Raw genomic sequence first — 17,298 nt, 5'->3', positions numbered from 1 at the left:
AACAATGAAAGATTTTGATGTGAATAACGGCGGAGAATGGTTCCTCGTACACTCAGGCGCAGTCACTAATACCAATCCTGGCTCGATGGTGGAAGTAACGATCAATACCGAAAAAATATGTCACAACATGACAAACAAGGAATTCCGGGAAATGGTATTGAGCAAACGCGATCGAGCCGCTTCTCTCGTCGACAAAAGAATCGATGATTTGCAGCGCTGGTCCAGCGCTGATAAGGCACGCGTCTTACAGTGGTTCGGCAGAACTGACGAAGGCACCCGCATGACGCTATTAACAGGCCTGACTGCAATCGCCCAAGTACTGAAGGCACTCACGGGATACAATTTCACGCGATGGGATAGCGCGCGATTCAAACATATTGGATGCGTTCCAAATCCAAATAAATCGGGAGTCGCAGCATCAGTGTGCTCTCCGGATACCGCAACTCATACGATCGCAATACATCCCGATTTTTGTACAATGCGGGACTTCTCGTGGGAAAAAGATTCCATAGTTTCCACTCTGATTCATGAGGTGAGTCATTTTGACGACACAATGGGAACCCGGGATCACAGATATTTCATGGAGGAGTGTTTGACGTTTGGAGCCGAAAACCCGAATCAGGCAATCAACAATGCCGACAGCGTCACAGGATACGTCATTTACAATGCTTAAGTTTATTCTTTGCCTAAGCCTTCTCACCTCCAATTCGGTATTCGCATGCATCGCCAGCGAGAACTTCGACATCTACTTTTCGAGAGATAGCTCGCACATATCGAATGCCGAGATCGTCCGCATTGCAAAATGGACAGCCGACCAAAAACTCAATTACGCAAATCACCTAACCAAAGAGACAACACTGATCAGCGGCCATGCCGAGGAAAGTGAACCGGAAGCACTGGCCCTTGCGCAATCAAGATTGCAAACCGCGTATGCGCTGTTGGAGCAACTCGGTTTTTTACGCGGGACGATCAAGAAGAGCGCCCGCGTCTATTCGCATGGCGACGTGGACAATGGGCGGCGTGTGGAAATTTCCTTCCTCCCCGATTGCCCTAACAAGTGCTGCGACGGCAAGTAACGTCACACTGCCGCCGATCACGGCGATGCGGTATCGACGTACGCATGCGGCGCCCCTGCTGTACCACTGCCTGCAAGATCCCCATGCCCTATCGGCCGTGTTCCACCAAAGAAAAAGCCACCGAACCCGGTGGCTTTTTCGCATGAGGTGCGGGACGACGCGTTGCAACACCGCCCGCACGTCACATCAACCTGCTTACTTCCCGCCGATGCTCTTCAGCGGCTTCCAGTCGCCCTTCTCGACCTTGTACATCGTGATGCCGCCGTTCTTCAGGTCGCCCTTCGCGTCATACGCGACGTGCGTCGACGTGACGCCGGCCATGTCGGTCTTCGCGAGCACCGGCAGGTACTTCGCCGGATCGGTCGAATCGGCCTTCTTCATCGCGTTCAGCATCGCCATCGCGCCGTCGTACGCGTACGGCGAGTACGTCTGCACGTCTTCGCCGAAGCGCTTCTTGTACTTGTCGGCGTAAGCCTTGCCGCCCGGCATTTCTTCCAGCGGCAGGCCGGCCAGCGACGCGATCGTGCCTTCGGCCGCGTTGCCCGCGATCTTCAGGAACGTCGGCGTCTTCACCATTTCGCCGCTCATCAGCGGTGCGGTGATGCCGAGCGCCTTCATCTGCTTGACCATCGGCGCCGCCTGCGAATCCGCGCCGCCGTAGTAGACGAGGTCCGGCTTCGCCGCCTTCAGCTTCGTCAGAATCGCCTTGAAGTCGACGGCCTTGTCGTTCGTGAATTCACGGTCGACGATCGTCGCGCCGCCGGCCTTCGCGGCCTTCTCGAACTGGTCGGCGAGACCCTGGCCGTAGGCCGTGCGGTCGTCGACGATCGCGATCTTCTTCATGCCGAGATCCTTCGACGCGAACGTGCCGGCCACCGAGCCCTGCTGCGTGTCGGACGTCATCATGCGGAAGGTCGTCTTGTAGCCCTGCTGCGTGTATTCCGGCGCCGTCGCCATCGCGATTTCCGGAATGCCCGCGTTCGCGTAGATGCGCGACGCGGGAATCGTCGTGCCCGAGTTGAAGTGGCCGAGCATGCCCTTGATGCCGTCGTCGACCAGCTTCTGGGCGACCGTCGTACCCGTACGCGGGTCGGCCTGGTCGTCCTGCGTGTCGAGCACGAACTTCACGGCCTTGCCGCCGATCTTCGGGTTCGTCGCGTTGAAGTCTTCCAGCGCGAGCACGATCCCGTTCTGCATATCCTTGCCGTAGTGCGCCTGCGCGCCCGTCATCGGCCCTGCGTAACCGATCTTCACGTCATCCGCATGGGCCGTCCCCGCCAGCGACATGACCGCGACGAACGTCGCGCCTGCCACCTTTTTCATCGTGTGTTGCATAGCATCTCCTTGGTACCAGGGTAAATGGAGCGGCTTCGGGATCGCCTTGCCGCTTCCTTTGTTTGATCCGAACGGCAAGGATGGTCAGCCGATCGTCATCAAATTCGCATTGCCGCCCGCCGCGGCCGTGTTCACGCTCACCGAACGCTCCGTCAGGAGCCGTTCGAGCGCGTAGTCCTCCGCGTCGCCGTTCTCGAACGCGCCCACCGACACGCCCTGCACCGACACGATCGGGCCCGGCCGCTGCGCGACGTCCTTCACGAGCGTCTGCAGCTCGTCGCTGTCGCCTTCGAACAGCACCGCGTCGAACGGCGCGTCGGCCTGCTTGCGCACGGCCGCGTGCGCCTTCAGCGACGCCGGCAGCGCGGCGACCAGCGCCTCGCCCGCCGCGCCGGCGAACAGCGCACGGTTGCCCGTCGCCAGCACCGCCGCGAACTGCGCACGCGCGCCGCCCGGCGTGGCCGCGACACACAGCACCGTGCCGCGCGGGCCGAGTGTATACGTGTTTCGCTCGCCCGTCGGGCCGGTCAGCACGGCGGTCGCGCCGGCCGGCACCTGCGCGAGATAGCCGTCGCAACGCGCGGCCAGCGCCGGCTCGCGCTGCTCGATCAGCCAGTCGCGCAGCGTCGTGAGCGCCGTCGCCGGATTGCCGCGCGCATCGCTTTCGGTCGCGCCGTCCGCCACCAGCGACTGCGCGAGCGCGCGCGGCAGGCCCGACGGACGCGTCGCGAGCAAGCGCTGCAGGTACAGCGCGCCGCCGGCCTTCGGGCCCGTGCCCGACAGCCCCTCGCCGCCGAACGGCTGCACGCCGACCACCGCGCCGATCACGTTGCGGTTCACGTAGATGTTGCCCACGTGCGCATTCGAAATCACGTGCGCGATCGTCTCGTCGATCCGCGTGTGGATACCGAGCGTGAGCCCGTAGCCGGTCGCGCGGATCTGCTCGAGCAGCTTGTCGAGCTGGTTGCGGCGGTAGCGCACCACGTGCAGCACGGGGCCGAACACTTCACGCTTCAACTCGTCGATGCTGCCGATCTCGATCAGCGTCGGCGGCACGAACGTGCCGTGCGCGCAGGCATCGGGCATCGGCAGTTGCGTGACCGCGTGGCCCTTGTCCTTCATCGCCGCGACGTGTGCGTCGATCGTCTGCTTCGCTTCGGCGTCGATCACCGGGCCGACGTCGGTCGACAGCCGGTCGGGGTTGCCGAGCGCCAGCTCGTGCATCGCGCCCTTGAGCATCGTCAGCGTGCGGTCCGCGACGTCGTCCTGCAGACACAGAACGCGCAACGCCGAACACCGTTGACCGGCCGAGTCGAACGACGACTGCATCACGTCCGCGACGACCTGCTCCGCGAGCGCCGACGAATCGACGATCATCGCGTTCTGGCCGCCCGTTTCGGCGATCAGCGGGATCGGCTTGCCGTCCGGATCGAGGCGCGCGGCGAGCGTCTTGTTGATCAGGCGCGCGACTTCGGTCGAACCCGTGAACATCACCGCACGCGTGCGCGGGTCGGCGACCAGCGCCGCGCCGACGGTTTCGCCCGTGCCCGGCAGCAGTTGCACCGCGCCGGCCGGCACGCCGGCCTCGCGCAGCAGCCGCACGGCTTGCGCGGCGATCAGCGGCGTCTGCTCGGCCGGCTTCGCGAGCACCGTATTGCCGGCGGCGAGCGCCGCGGCCACCTGGCCCATGAAGATCGCCAGCGGGAAGTTCCACGGGCTGATGCAGACCACGGGGCCGAGCGGACGGTGCGTGTCGTTCGAGAATTCGCCGCGGATCTGCGCCGCGTAGTAGCGCAGGAAGTCGACCGCTTCGCGGATCTCGGCGATCGCGTTCGGCAGCGACTTGCCGGCTTCGCGCACGATCAGGCCCATCAGCGTGTGCATCTGCGCTTCGAGCAGATCGGCCGCGCGCACCAGGCAATCGGCGCGCGCGTCGACCGGCGTCGCCTGCCAGATCGGCGCGGCGGTCACCGCGTGCGCGAGCGCCGCGCTCACGTGTTCGGCCGTCGCTTCGCTGACCGTGCCGACCACGTCGCGCAGGTCGGCCGGGTTGCGCACGTCGCGCGCCGGTGCGTCGGCGAGCGCGTCGTCGGCGAGCATCGGCGCCGCGCGCCACGGATGGTGCGCGCTCGCGAGCAGCGCGGACGACAGCGACGCGAGACGGTGTTCGTTCGACAGGTCGAGGCCCATCGAGTTGGGACGCTCGTCGCCATACAGGTTGCGCGGCAGCGGGATCTTCGCGTGCGGCGCGCCGAGCGGCACGACCTTCGATGCCTCGTCGACCGGATCGGCGACCAGTTCCTTCACCGATACCGTCTTGTCGGCGATGCGGTTCACGAACGACGTGTTCGCGCCGTTTTCCAGCAGACGGCGCACGAGATACGCGAGCAGCGTCTCGTGCGTGCCGACCGGCGCGTACACGCGGCACGGACGGTTCAGCTTGTCGCGGCCCGTGACTTCCTCGTACAGCGGCTCGCCCATCCCGTGCAGGCACTGGAACTCGTACTGGCCCGGGTAGTAGTTGTGGCCGGCGAGGTGATAGATCGCGGCGAGCGTGTACGCGTTGTGCGTCGCGAACTGCGGGTACACGGCGTCGGGCGCCGCGAGCAGCTTCTTCGCGCACGCGAGGTACGACACGTCGGTGTAGATCTTGCGCGTGTAGACCGGATAGCCCTCGAGGCCGTCGACCTGCGCCCGCTTGATTTCGGTATCCCAGTACGCACCCTTCACGAGGCGGATCATCAGGCGGTGACGGCTGCGGCGCGCGAGATCGATCAGGTAGTCGATCACGAACGGGCAGCGCTTCTGGTAGCCCTGCACGACGAAGCCGATGCCGTTCCAGCCCGCGAGCTCCGGATCGAAGCACAGCGCCTCGAGCAGGTCGAGCGACAGTTCGAGACGGTCGGCCTCTTCCGCGTCGATGTTCAGGCCGATGTCGTAGCGGCGCGCGAGCAGCGCGAGCGCACGCACGCGCGGCAGCAGCTCGCTCATCGTGCGGTCCTGCTGCGAGCGCGAGTAGCGCGCGTGCAGCGCCGACAGCTTGATCGAGATGCCCGGGCCTTCGTAGATGCCGCGGCCGCCGGCCGCCTTGCCGATCGCGTGGATCGCCTGTTCGTACGACGCGTAGTAGCGCTGCGCATCCTCTTCGGTCGTCGCCGCTTCGCCGAGCATGTCGTACGAATAGCGGAAGCCGCGCGCTTCGTACTTGCGGCTGTTCGCGAGCGCCTCGGAAATCGTTTCGCCGGTGACGAACTGCTCGCCCATCAGACGCATCGCCATGTCGACGCCCTTGCGGATCAGCGGCTCGCCGCCGCGACCGATCAGGCGCGTGAGCGCCGACGACAGGCCCGCTTCGCTGTTGGTCGTCACGAGCTTGCCGGTGATCATCAGCCCCCAGGTCGCCGCGTTCACGAACAGCGACGGCGCGTGGCCGACGTGCGAACGCCAGTCGCCCTTGCTGATCTTGTCGCGGATCAGCGCATCGCGCGTCGCGCGATCGGGAATGCGCAGCAGCGCTTCGGCGAGGCACATCAGCGCGACGCCTTCCTGGCTCGACAGCGAGAACTCGTGGATCAGCCCTTCGACGCCGCCGCCCGAGCTCTTCTCGCGCAGCGCCTCGACCAGCTTCGTCGCGAGCGCCTGCACGTCCGCCTGCAGGTTCGCGGGCAGACGCGCCTGGCCGAGCAGGAACGGCACGCATTCCGGTTCCGGACGGCGGTAGGCGGCCGTGATCGCCGCGCGCAACACCGATTGCGGCTGCACGTTCTGCGCGAACTCGAGGAACGGATGCGGCGAGTTGTCGTCGTCGCCGTCCGCGGCGTGCCCGTCGGCGAGCTCCGTCACGCCGCTGTGGCCCGACAGCTCGGGCGGCAACTGGCCGTGCTCGATCCGCTCGAGATACGCGAAGATCGCCTGCTTGATCAGCCAGTGGGGAGTGCGCTCGAGACGCGCGGCGGCGTCCTTCAGGCGCGAGCGGAGAAGATCGTCGACTTTGACGCCGAGAGTCGTGCTTGCCATGGTGGGTTCGTGCGCCGGTGCGAGGCCGGCTGTGTGGTGTAAGAGGATGCGCGAAATCCTACGGCACGCAATAAAAAGGTGCAACCAAATTGAGAGATAGGTTGCACCCACAAGTTAGTCAATATAATCAGACACTTATGCGGTTGCAACCTAGGGGTTGCCAGTGGTCCCGGGATCGGTATTTTCCCTGATCGGACCGGTTCGGCGAGCGTGTGCAACCGTCGGCCTGCGCGAGCGCGGCCGAAAACGGGTTGCACTGGGGTGACAGGATGCGGTGCCGACCCGGCATCGGGGCAAGCGACGGGAAACGACGATTCAGGGCGCCCGGCGGCACGGGTTACCGGCATTCGGCGGCGGCCCGCGCGACGGCCGCGCGGAGGCCGCTCAGATATCGAGCGGATCGACCTCGACGCTCCACCGCAGCACGCCCTTCAGCGCGCGCAGTTCCGGCTGCCACGCGCGCAGCGCATGCTGCAGCGCCGCCCGCGACGCGCTTTCGAGCAGCAACTGCGCGCGGTGGACGTTCGCGACCTTCACGATCGTCATCGGCACCGCGTCGTACACGGTCACGCGATCGGCGCCCGGCAACCCCGGCAACGCAGCCGCGGCCTGCAGCAGGAACGCGAGCGCCGCGTCGAGCGTGCGCCCTTCGGCGCGCAGCAGCGCCTGGTAGACGAACGGCGGCAGGTGCGCGTCGCGACGCTCGCCCAGCGTCGAATTCGCGAAGCCCACGTAGTCCTGCCGCCCGAGCGCGTGGTACAGCGCGTGACGCGGATAGCGCGTCTGCACCAGCACCTCGCCCGGCAGCCCGGCGCGCCCCGCGCGGCCGCTCACCTGCATCAGCTGCGCGAACAGCCGCTCGCTCGCGCGGAAGTCGTGCGAAAACAGCGCGGTATCGGCATTGAGCACGCCGACGAGCGACACGCGCCGGAAATCGTGCCCCTTCGCGATCATCTGCGTGCCGACCAGGATATCGACCTCGCCCGCGTGCACGTCGGAAAAAAGCGCCTGCGCGCTGCCCTTGCGGCGTGTGCTGTCCGCGTCGATGCGCAGAATCCGCGCGCCCGGCACGGCCTCGGCAAGCGCCTCCTCGATGCGCTGCGTGCCGCGACCGAGCGGCGCGATGTCGACGTTCCCGCACTCGGGGCACGACCGCGGAATCCGCGCTTCCCAGCCGCAGTGATGGCAGCGCAGCGCGTGCTCGGGCTTGTGCAGCACGACGTACGCGCTGCAGCGCGGGCAGCCGGCCACCCAGCCGCATGCGTCGCACGCGAGCTGCGGCGCGTAACCGCGCCGGTTCAGGAACACGAGGCTCTGTTCGCCGCGTTCGAGCCGCGCCTTCAGCGCCGCGACGAGCGGCCCCGACAGCCCGCCCATCGACGCGCGCCCGCGCCGCCGCTCTTCTTCGAGATCGATCAGCCGCACGGTCGGCAGCGTCGCGTCGGCCACCGCGCGACGCGACAGCGTGAGCCGCGTGTAGCGCCCCTGCTCGGCCAGCCACCAGCTTTCGAGCGACGGCGTGGCCGAGCCGAGCACGACCGTGATGCCGAGCTGTTTCGCGCGCCACACGGCCAGATCGCGCGCCGAATAGCGCAGCCCTTCCTGCTGCTTGTATGCGGGCTCGTGCTCCTCGTCGACGACGATCAGCGCGAGCGTCGGCATCGACGCGAGCACCGCGAGGCGCGTGCCGAGCACGATCCGCGCGCGGCCCGTGTGGGCGGCGAGCCAGTTGCGCGCCCGCTCGCCTTCGGCGAGCCCGCTGTGCAGCGTGACGATCGCGTCGTCGGCGAGCGCGCCCGCGAAGCGCGCGCGAAACGCGGCCTCGAACTGCGGCGTCAGGTTGATTTCGGGCACGAGGACGAGCGCCTGTGCGTCCGGGCGCGCATCGAGCAGCGACGCGAGCGCGTGCAGATAGACCTCGGTCTTGCCGCTGCCCGTCACGCCGTGCAGCAGGAACGGCGCGAAGCCCTGCGCGGCGCGGATCGTGTCGAACGCCTCCGCCTGCTGGTCCGTCAACGCCGGCGGCACAGCGCGTCCACCGCTTGTCGACAGGTTATCCACAGGGTTGATCACAGGCGCATCGGCCCAACCGATCTCCTCGACGGCCACCCAGCCGCGCGCCGCCCAGTCGTCGAGCGTCGCGACCGCCTTCGGATGCAGCACGCGCGCATCGGGCAGCGTCAGCGAGCCGGTATCGACCAACGCCTGCGCGAGCCGGCGCAGCGCGGCGCCGCGCGCCGGCAACGCGTCGGGCAGCGCCGCGCGGCCGGCTTCGGTCGGTCGGTAGCGCACCTCCGGCGCGAGCAGCCGCCCCCAGCGCCCCGCGTCGCGCAGCGCCTGCGGCAGCGCCGGCAACGCGACTTCGCCGCGCCCGCGCTGATAGTAGTCGGCGGCGAACGACACGAGCGCGAGCCAGTCCGCCGACAACGGCGGCAGGTCGGCACAGATCGCCTCGACCGCGCGCAGCCGCGACGGCGGTACATCGGTGTGAGTGGTGACTTCGCAGACGAGCCCGACAGCCTGCCGCTTGCCGAACGGCACCTGCACGAGCGTGCCGGGCACGGGCGGCGGCTGCACGTCGCAGCGGTAGTCGAACAGGGTCGCGAGCGGATGGTCGAGCGCCACGCGCAGGTAGACGCCGCTCATCGACACGCTCCGGCAGCGGCGGCACGCAGCGCACGGACGGCTTGCACCCGCGCCCGCATGGCGACGGCGAACTTAAAGTAAAACTTCAGATTCGGCGCTAAGTTTTGGATTCGCATTAGGAATCGCCGTATACCCTGCCCAGCCTGTGGATAACTTTGTTGAGAACTCGCCGCTCAACGGCCGCAACGCGCGCGGGGCCGTGCTTTCCGCTGTTTTTCACCGTTTGTCGCCGGCCCCCGCGAAGCCTTATTCCATAAGGCTGCTATTCAAATTACCGAACAATAGCGAGACAAATTGACCGATACGGGGCTCTACCGCGCTGCAACGTGGAAAATGTGTATAAGTCAAGTCTTGACAAGCATCGAATCGGCGACCGGAGCGGGGTTGCGTCCTGTTTAGTTTCAACGACGAAACGCCGTCATTTCGCAGCGCAGCATGACGGCGCTTGCATTCAGCGCGCCGCTCCGCTACGGATCGCGCGGCTGTGGGTATGCACTTCGTCGACGAGTTCGGCGACGTGATCGGGCGACGTGAATTGCGAAATACCGTGCCCGAGATTGAACACGTGACCCGGATGGTTGCCGTAGCTGTCGAGCACCGCGCGCGCCTGTTCGCGCACCGTGGCCGGCGGCGCGAACAGGATCGTCGGGTCGAGGTTGCCCTGCAGCGCCACGCGCCCCGCGACGCGCTCGCGCGCGGCGCCGAGGTTGACCGTCCAGTCGAGCCCGACCGCGTCGACGCCGGTCGCCGCGATCTCCTCGAGCCACAGCCCGCCGCCCTTCGTGAACGTGATCACCGGCACGCGCTCGCCGTCGTGCTCGCGCTTGAGCTGCGACACCACGCGGCGGATGTAATCGAGCGAGAAGCGCTGGTACGCGCCGTCGGCCAGCGCGCCGCCCCACGTATCGAAGATCATCACGGCCTGCGCGCCCGCGTCGATCTGCGCGTTCAGGTACGCGGCCACCGCCTGCGCGTTCACGTCGAGGATCCGGTGCATCAGGTCGGGGCGCGAATACGCCATCGACTTCACCGTGCGGAAATCGTCCGAGCCGCCGCCTTCGACCATGTAGCACGCGAGCGTCCACGGGCTGCCCGAGAAACCGATCAGCGGCACGCGCTGACGGCCCCGGCCGTCGGTGAGCGCGCGGCGGATCTCGCGCACGGCGCCCGTCACGTAGCCGAGCGTCTCCTCGATGTCCGGCACCGCGAGCTTCGCGACGTCGGCCTCGGTGCGCACCGGATGCGCGAACTTCGGCCCTTCGCCGGCCTGGAAGTCGAGACCGAGCCCCATCGCGTCGGGAATCGTCAGGATGTCCGAGAACAGGATCGCGGCGTCGAGCGGAAAGCGCTCGAGCGGCTGCAACGTCACTTCGGTCGCGTAGTCGGGATTTTTCGCGAGGCCGAGGAAGCTGCCGGCGCGCGCACGCGTCGCGTTGTATTCGGGCAGGTAGCGGCCGGCCTGGCGCATCAGCCAGATCGGCGTGTAGTCGGTCGGCTCGCGCAGAAGCGCACGCAGGAAGGTGTCGTTGAGCAGGGTATGGGCCACGGTAGGAGCGACGATGCGAAGGCAAAGCGGCATTTTACCGGACAGCCGCGATCGGGCTGCGCATGCCGGAGCGATGGCGGCCATATGACGCGCGCGATGGCTCCGTTATGATCGGACGCTCATATCGAACCCAACCGAGGAGGAGACCGATGAAGACATTCGCCACGCTCGCCGCAGCCGCATGGCTGTGCTGCACCGCCGCACACGCGCAGACCGCGGCCGGCGCCGCCACGACTGCGCCGGCCGCCGGCACGCGGCTCGACGACGTGCTCGCGCGCGGCGCGCTGCGCGTGTGCACGACGGGCGACTACAAGCCGTATTCGTACTACCGCGCGGACGGCCGCTTCGAGGGCATCGACATCGACATGGCGGAATCGCTCGCGAAATCGCTCGGCGTGAAGGCCGACTATGTGAAGACGAGTTGGTCGAACCTCACCAACGACTTCGTCGCGAAGTGCGACATCGCGGTGGGCGGCGTGTCGACGACGCTCGAGCGCCAGAAGCGCGTGTTCTTCACGCAGCCGTACGTGGTCGACGGCAAGACGCCGATCGTGCGCTGCGCGGATGCCGACAAGTACCAGACCGTCGCGCAGATCGACCGGCCCGAGACGCGCGTGATCGTGAATCCGGGCGGCACCAACGAGCGCTTCGCGAAGCAGTTCTTCACGCATGCGAATCTGACCGTCTATCCGGACAACGTGACGATCTTCAAGCAGATCCTCGCGGGCAAGGCCGACGTGATGGTGACGGATGCATCGGAGACGCTGTTGCAGCAAAAGCTGAATCCGGGCCTCTGCTCGGTGCATCCGGACAAGCCGTTCCAGTTCGGCGAGAAGGCGTACATGGTGCCGCGCGGCGACGTCGTGTTCCAGCAGTACGTCGACCAGTGGCTGCATCTTGCGCTGTCCACCGGCGAATATCAGGCGATTTCGGACAAGTGGCTGAAATAGGCGCGCCCGCGCCGCGGCGGCCGGACACGGGCACCGACCCCGCGGCCGCCGGGCGCCGACATCTCGCGAGGCCCGGCAGCCGGCGTGCCGTCGTTACACTTTCCCTTCGCGCTGCGGCACCCGCCCTCGGCGCAAGATGCGCGGGATTGGCCGAACGGCCGACTTTCGCGCATTCCGATCACGTTTCAAAATCTTTCCGACGAATGAATCGTCGTGCGCGGTATCGATCACGCCGTGCACTTTCTCGCGTGCAAATCGGCAATTCATCGCGCCCGATACGCGTGAAAAACGCATCGCGCGCATACCTTGAAAACGCGACGGAAAATATGGGTAAAAATGACCTTTTTCAGGACCCCGAAAACAGCAAAAAATCCCGGAAAGCCTTATCTGGCGGGCGTTACAACCTGAAACACTTTGTTACCGCGACGGGTCATTAATTCGCCCACAATGGCCTCAACGGTTTCAACACGGATGCGGTCTCGTGTGCCAAGTGTGAGCGGACGCGAAGCGCTGCGAGCCAGTCGGTCACGTACCGAAGCCCTTCCGAGGGGCATCCCTGTTGGAGTCGTTTCCGGCCCCCGCCGGATCCGGTTTCATCTTTGGTCTCCTCGCGCTAACCCCGTAGCGTGTGGTTTTTAGCGGGCTAATAAGCCCGCTTTTTTTCGTCCATCGAAAACGTCGCGACCCGCACAGAGCGGCCCGCAGGCCACCCTGTTTGTTCCGCACGTTCGCGCATCGTCGCGCTTCACGCGGTCTTCTGCACGTCGAGCTTCAGCTCCTCGATCATCCGCTCGCGCATCACGAACTTCTGCACCTTGCCCGTCACCGTCATCGGCAGTTCGTCGACGAAGCGGATATAGCGCGGAATCTTGTAGTGCGCGATCTGCCCGTTGCAGAACGCGCGCACGTCGTCCTCGGTCATCCGCTCGTCCGCGCGCAGCACGATCCACGCGCACAGCTCCTCGCCGTACTTCGGATCGGGCACGCCGAACACCTGCGCGCTCTGGATCTTCGGATGCCGGAACAGGAATTCCTCGATCTCCCGCGGATAGACGTTCTCGCCGCCGCGAATCACCATGTCCTTCAGGCGGCCGACGATGTTGCAGTAGCCGTCCTCGTCGAGCGTCGCGAGGTCGCCCGTATGCATCCAGCCGTCGACCAGCACCTCGCGCGTCTTCGCATCGTCGTCCCAGTAGCCGAGCATCACCGAATAGCCTTTCGTGCACAGCTCGCCCGTCGCGCCGACCGGCACGATCTCGCCGGCCGGATCGACGATCTTCACTTCGAGATGCGGCTGGATGCGGCCGACCGTCGTCGTGCGCTTTTCCAGCGGATCGTCGGTCGAGCTCTGGAACGACACGGGGCTCGTCTCCGTCATCCCGTACGCGATCGTGATTTCGGAAAGATGCATCTGCGACACGACGCGCTTCATCGTCTCGATCGGGCACGGCGAGCCGGCCATGATCCCGGTACGCAGCGTCGACAGGTCGAATTTCACGAATTCCGGATGGTCGAGCTCCGCGATGAACATCGTCGGCACGCCGTGCAGTGCGGTGCACCGTTCCTCGGCCACCGCCGCGAGCGTCGCGACCGGGTCGAACGCTTCGCCGGGGAACACCATCGCGGCGCCCTTCGACACGCACGCGAGCACGGCCAGCACCATCCCGAAGCAGTGATAGAGCGGCACCGGGATGCAGAGCGAATCCTGCTCGGTGAAACGCATCGCCATCGCGATCGAGCGCGCGTTGTTGACGACGTTGCGGTGCGTGAGCGTCGCGCCCTTCGGGCTGCCGGTCGTGCCGCTCGTGAACTGGATATTGATCGGATCGTTGGCCGCGAGCGTCGCGCCGATCGCATCGAGCAGCGCCGGATCGACGGCCTGGCGGCCGCGCGCCATCACGTCCGCGAAGCGGAACATGCCGGCGGGCGCCACCTCGCCCATCGACACGATCGTGCGCAGGCTCGGCACGCGCGCCGCGTGCAGGTCGCCCGGCGTCGCGGTCGCGAGCTCCGGCGCGATCGTCTGCAGCATCTCGACGTACGCGGACGTCTTGAAGCCCTCGGCCGAGATCACGGCCTTGCAGCCGACCTTGTTCAGCGCGTATTCGAGTTCCGACAGCCGGTAAGCCGGATTGATGTTGACGAGCACGGCGCCGATCCGCGCGGTCGCGAACTGCGTGAGCAGCCATTCGCTGCGGTTCGGCGACCAGATGCCGACGCAGTCGCCCTTCACGATCCCGAGCGCCGCGAGCCCGGCGGCCAGCACGTCGACCTCGTTCGCGAACTCGCGCCAGGTCCAGCGCACCTGCTGCTCGCGGAACACGACGGCCGGACGGTCGGGAAAGCGGCCGGCCGTGTCGAGCAGGAACCGGCTGATCGTCGCTTCGGATAGCGGCACGTCGGTTGCGCCGCGCACGTAGGACAGTCCGTTTTCGGGCGCGATCAGCGCCCCCTTGCCAAGGTCTGCTGCCATCGATGTCTCCGTCCGTTTTTGTCTGATCGGCCCGCGCGCGCACCGCGCCCGCCGCCGCCGCAACGATCGCGACGGCCGGCCTCACCGCGGATGATGCCGCGCTCCGCTGACGATACTCTGACATCGAATCGCGGCGGACGGGTGAAATAGCACGACCGGACGATACGATCCGGCCCGCAAAAAACGGACGAAAACGACGGACGAAAAAAAAGCAGCCCGAAGGCTGCTTTCTTTCGCGAGATACGCGGCGCGGCTCAGTGCCGGCTGCGGATCTTCGCCAGACGCTGGATCGCCTCGAGCTGCGCCATCGCGGTCGCGAGCTCGGATTGCGCTTTCGCGAGGTCGAGATCCGACTTCGCGTTCTGCAGCGTTTCCTCGGCACGCTTGCGCGCTTCCTCGGCTTTCGCCGCGTCGAGGTCCTTGCCGCGAATCGCGGTATCGGCGAGCACCGTCACGGCGCCCGGCTGCACTTCGAGAATGCCGCCCGCGACGAACACGAATTCGTCGTTGCCGCCCTCGACCTCGATGCGCACCGCACCCGGACGAATCCGGGTGATGAGCGGCGTGTGGCCCGGCAGAATGCCCAGCTCACCCGTTTCGCCCGGCAGCGCGACGAATTTCGCCTCGCCCGAGAAGATCTGCTCTTCCGCGCTGACGACGTCTACTTTGATGGTTGCCATATCGACTCCAATCTCATCCACGGGTTGAGCGTATTGCGACCGGCGCGGGCGGCCGGAATACGAGTCATCGCTGACTCATTGCTCCGGCCGGCACACGCCGGCTTGCGACTCACTCAAGCCCTTACTGGATCTTCTTGGCCTTTTCGAAGGCTTCGTCGATCGTGCCGACCATGTAGAACGCCTGTTCCGGCAGGTGGTCGCACTCGCCGTCGACGATCATCTTGAAGCCGCGGATCGTTTCCTTCAGCGGCACGTACTTGCCCGGCGAGCCCGTGAACACTTCAGCGACGTGGAACGGCTGCGACAGGAAACGCTGGATCTTACGCGCACGTGCGACCGACAGCTTGTCTTCCGGCGACAGTTCGTCCATGCCCAGAATCGCGATGATGTCGCGCAGTTCCTTGTAGCGCTGCAGCGTCTGCTGAACGCGACGGGTGATCGTGTAGTGCTCTTCGCCGATCACGTTCGGGTCGATCTGGCGCGACGTCGAGTCGAGCGGGTCGACCGCCGGGTAGATACCCAGCGAAGCGATGTCACGCGACAGAACGACGGTTGCGTCCAGGTGGCCGAAGGTGGTCGCCGGCGACGGGTCGGTCAAGTCGTCCGCAGGGACGTACACGGCCTGAACCGACGTGATCGAGCCCTTCTTCGTCGACGTGATGCGCTCTTGCAGCTTGCCCATTTCTTCAGCCAGCGTCGGCTGATAGCCCACTGCCGACGGCATACGGCCGAGCAGTGCCGACACTTCGGTACCGGCCAGCGTGAAACGGTAGATGTTGTCGACGAAGAACAGCACGTCGAGGCCTTCGTCACGGAAGTGCTCGGCCATCGTCAGGCCGGTCAGCGCGACGCGCAGACGGTTGCCCGGCGGCTCGTTCATCTGGCCGTACACCAGCGCGACCTTGTCGAGAACGTTCGAGTCCTTCATTTCGTGGTAGAAGTCGTTCCCTTCACGGGTACGCTCGCCCACGCCCGCGAACACGGAGTAACCGCCGTGCTCCTTCGCGATGTTGTTGATGAGCTCCATCATGTTGACGGTCTTGCCCACGCCTGCACCACCGAACAGGCCAACCTTGCCGCCCTTTGCGAACGGGCAGATCAGGTCGATGACCTTGATACCCGTTTCGAGCAGTTCGGTCGACGGCGACAGTTCGTCGAACGCCGGCGCCTTCTGGTGGATCGAACGCGTATGTTCGCTTTCGATCGGGCCGGCTTCGTCGATCGGACGGCCGAGCACGTCCATGATTCGGCCGAGGGTCGGCTTGCCGACCGGCACCGAGATCGGCTTCGCCGTGTTCTTCACGGTCAGGCCGCGGCGCAGGCCGTCGGATGCACCCAGACAGATGGTACGGACCACGCCGTCGCCCAGCTGCTGCTGGACTTCGAGCGTCAGTTCCGAGCCATCGAGAATGAGCGCGTCGTAGATCTTCGGCATGCTGTCGCGCGGGAATTCCACGTCGATAACGGCGCCGATGCACTGTACGATCTTGCCTTCTACCAAAGCAGCAGTACTCATCGCTTTTCCTTTAAATACCTGATTCTTTACTCGCGCAAAGGCGCAGTTGTCGTCCCGGGCGCGCGCTTAAACAGCGGCTGCGCCGCCGACGATCTCCGACAGTTCTTTCGTGATCGCGGCCTGACGGCTCTTGTTGTAGACGAGCTGCAGTTCGCTGATCACCGTCTTCGCGTTGTCGGACGCGGCCTTCATCGCGACCATGCGCGCCGATTGCTCGGACGCCATGTTTTCCGCGACGGCCTGGTACACCAGCGCCTCGACGTAACGCACGAGCAGTTCGTCGACGACGGCCTGCGCGTCCGGCTCGTAGATGTAGTCCCACGACGTCGCCGGCGTACCGTCATCGGCTTCGAAGTGTTCCGACGACAGCGGCAGCAACTGCTCGATCACGGCTTCCTGCTTCATCGTGTTGACGAAGCGCGTGTAAGCGATATAAACCGCCGACAGCTTGCCTTCCGAGTACAGATCGAGCTGCGTCTTCACGGCGCCGATCAGCTTGTCCAGGTGCGGGGTGTCGCCGAGGTGCACGACCTGCGACATCACCTTCGCGCCGAAGCGGTTCAGGAACCCGAGGCCCTTGCCGCCGATCGCGGTGGCTTCGACCTTCTGGCCCTTCTCTTCCAGCTCCTTGAACTTCTGCACCGTCGCACGCAGCACGTTGGTGTTCAGACCGCCGCACAGCCCCTTGTCGGTCGTGACGAGGATGATGCCGGCCGTCTGCGCGCCGTCGTTCGCCACCATGAACGGGTGGCGGTACTCCGGGTTCGCACGGCTCATGTGCGCGGCGATGGCACGGACCTTGTCCGCATACGGACGAGCGGCGCGCATGCGTTCCTGCGCGCGACGCATCTTCGATGCAGCCACCATCTCCATCGCCTTCGTGATCTTGCGCGTGTTCTGCACGCTCTTGATCTTGCCGCGAATTTCCTTCATTCCAGCCATAGCTTGCTCCTTTGCGCCCCGTGTTAGCGCTTCAGCGCTCACTCGGGGCTCATGCATCGCTCACCGAAGCGGCGCGGGCGCATCAGCCCCCGCGCGGCCTCAGTGTGTCACTCGCGG

Annotated in this window: 11 protein-coding genes; 3 read left to right on the top strand and 8 right to left on the bottom strand. The window is 65.7% G+C overall.

The genetic code is table 11. The features are described from left to right. The first annotated feature begins 4 nt into the window (after nucleotides 1–4). Both WS54_RS13685 and WS54_RS13680 read left to right on the top strand, forming a co-directional pair. Nucleotides 5–673 (top strand): M35 family metallo-endopeptidase, encoded by a 669-nt coding sequence (locus WS54_RS13685; RefSeq protein WP_236872786.1) that lies wholly within the window; start codon nucleotides 5–7, stop codon nucleotides 671–673. After that, complete coding sequence (locus tag WS54_RS13680) at nucleotides 666–1,076, top strand: hypothetical protein (RefSeq protein ID WP_059503392.1); 411 nt, start codon at nucleotides 666–668, stop codon at nucleotides 1,074–1,076. Before WS54_RS13685 ends, WS54_RS13680 begins: the two co-directional genes overlap by 8 nt. A 195-nt stretch (nucleotides 1,077–1,271) precedes the next feature. On the opposite strand, the gene WS54_RS13675 is transcribed toward WS54_RS13680, so the two are convergent. The 4 genes from WS54_RS13675 to hemE all read right to left on the bottom strand — a co-directional run bounded on the left by WS54_RS13675 (nucleotide 1,272) and on the right by hemE (nucleotide 10,620). Beyond that, nucleotides 1,272–2,411 (bottom strand): branched-chain amino acid ABC transporter substrate-binding protein, encoded by a 1,140-nt coding sequence (locus WS54_RS13675; RefSeq protein ID WP_050015844.1) that lies wholly within the window; start codon nucleotides 2,409–2,411, stop codon nucleotides 1,272–1,274. Nucleotides 2,412–2,495: 84 nt separating this feature from the next. Then, the gene (gene putA / locus WS54_RS13670; RefSeq protein WP_059780416.1) at nucleotides 2,496–6,428 is read right to left on the bottom strand and encodes a trifunctional transcriptional regulator/proline dehydrogenase/L-glutamate gamma-semialdehyde dehydrogenase; all 3,933 of its coding nucleotides are present in this window, start codon (nucleotides 6,426–6,428) and stop codon (nucleotides 2,496–2,498) included. Between the two features lie 384 nt (nucleotides 6,429–6,812). Beyond that, on the bottom strand, nucleotides 6,813–9,074 hold the full coding sequence (locus tag WS54_RS13660; protein WP_059780417.1) for a primosomal protein N': 2,262 nt from the start codon (nucleotides 9,072–9,074) through the stop codon (nucleotides 6,813–6,815). A 451-nt stretch (nucleotides 9,075–9,525) separates the two neighbouring features. After that, a complete protein-coding gene (gene hemE, locus WS54_RS13655) occupies nucleotides 9,526–10,620 on the bottom strand; it encodes a uroporphyrinogen decarboxylase (RefSeq protein WP_335671903.1) in 1,095 nt (364 codons plus the stop codon). 149 nt (nucleotides 10,621–10,769) lie between these two features. Here hemE and WS54_RS13650 point away from each other — a divergent pair, with 149 nt between their 5' ends. Beyond that, a complete protein-coding gene (locus WS54_RS13650; protein WP_059780419.1) occupies nucleotides 10,770–11,570 on the top strand; it encodes a transporter substrate-binding domain-containing protein in 801 nt (266 codons plus the stop codon). 745 nt (nucleotides 11,571–12,315) lie between these two features. Here WS54_RS13650 and WS54_RS13635 read toward each other — a convergent pair. The 4 genes from WS54_RS13635 to atpG all read right to left on the bottom strand — a co-directional run bounded on the left by WS54_RS13635 (nucleotide 12,316) and on the right by atpG (nucleotide 17,181). After that, nucleotides 12,316–14,043: an AMP-binding protein gene (locus tag WS54_RS13635; protein ID WP_059780420.1), complete on the bottom strand. Its 1,728-nt coding sequence runs from the start codon at nucleotides 14,041–14,043 to the stop codon at nucleotides 12,316–12,318. 254 nt (nucleotides 14,044–14,297) lie between these two features. Beyond that, nucleotides 14,298–14,723: a F0F1 ATP synthase subunit epsilon gene (locus WS54_RS13630; protein ID WP_006477288.1), complete on the bottom strand. Its 426-nt coding sequence runs from the start codon at nucleotides 14,721–14,723 to the stop codon at nucleotides 14,298–14,300. A 121-nt stretch (nucleotides 14,724–14,844) separates the two neighbouring features. After that, on the bottom strand, nucleotides 14,845–16,239 hold the full coding sequence (atpD, locus tag WS54_RS13625; RefSeq protein ID WP_011882816.1) for a F0F1 ATP synthase subunit beta: 1,395 nt from the start codon (nucleotides 16,237–16,239) through the stop codon (nucleotides 14,845–14,847). Between the two features lie 66 nt (nucleotides 16,240–16,305). Continuing rightward, the gene (gene atpG / locus WS54_RS13620; protein WP_034209645.1) at nucleotides 16,306–17,181 is read right to left on the bottom strand and encodes a F0F1 ATP synthase subunit gamma; all 876 of its coding nucleotides are present in this window, start codon (nucleotides 17,179–17,181) and stop codon (nucleotides 16,306–16,308) included. Nucleotides 17,182–17,298 lie beyond the last annotated feature (117 nt).

The sequence above is a fragment of the Burkholderia sp. NRF60-BP8 genome (assembly GCF_001522585.2).
Taxonomy (GTDB): domain Bacteria; phylum Pseudomonadota; class Gammaproteobacteria; order Burkholderiales; family Burkholderiaceae; genus Burkholderia.
Note: the sequence above shows the minus strand (reverse complement) of the source record. Positions and strands in the feature narration are given on the sequence as shown.

Bases quoted from the DNA above. Each gene is read 5' to 3' on its own strand.
- WS54_RS13635 (WP_059780420.1), bottom strand. From the start codon at position 14,043: ATGGCAGCAGACCTTGGCAAGGGGGCGCTGATCGCGCCCGAAAACGGA.
- WS54_RS13675 (WP_050015844.1), bottom strand. From the start codon at position 2,411: ATGCAACACACGATGAAAAAGGTGGCAGGCGCGACGTTCGTCGCGGTC.
- WS54_RS13630 (WP_006477288.1), bottom strand. From the start codon at position 14,723: ATGGCAACCATCAAAGTAGACGTCGTCAGCGCGGAAGAGCAGATCTTC.
- WS54_RS13680 (WP_059503392.1), top strand. From the start codon at position 666: ATGCTTAAGTTTATTCTTTGCCTAAGCCTTCTCACCTCCAATTCGGTA.
- putA (WP_059780416.1), bottom strand. From the start codon at position 6,428: ATGGCAAGCACGACTCTCGGCGTCAAAGTCGACGATCTTCTCCGCTCG.
- atpG (WP_034209645.1), bottom strand. From the start codon at position 17,181: ATGGCTGGAATGAAGGAAATTCGCGGCAAGATCAAGAGCGTGCAGAAC.
- WS54_RS13650 (WP_059780419.1), top strand. From the start codon at position 10,770: ATGAAGACATTCGCCACGCTCGCCGCAGCCGCATGGCTGTGCTGCACC.
- WS54_RS13660 (WP_059780417.1), bottom strand. From the start codon at position 9,074: ATGAGCGGCGTCTACCTGCGCGTGGCGCTCGACCATCCGCTCGCGACC.
- WS54_RS13685 (WP_236872786.1), top strand. From the start codon at position 5: ATGAAAGATTTTGATGTGAATAACGGCGGAGAATGGTTCCTCGTACAC.
- atpD (WP_011882816.1), bottom strand. From the start codon at position 16,239: ATGAGTACTGCTGCTTTGGTAGAAGGCAAGATCGTACAGTGCATCGGC.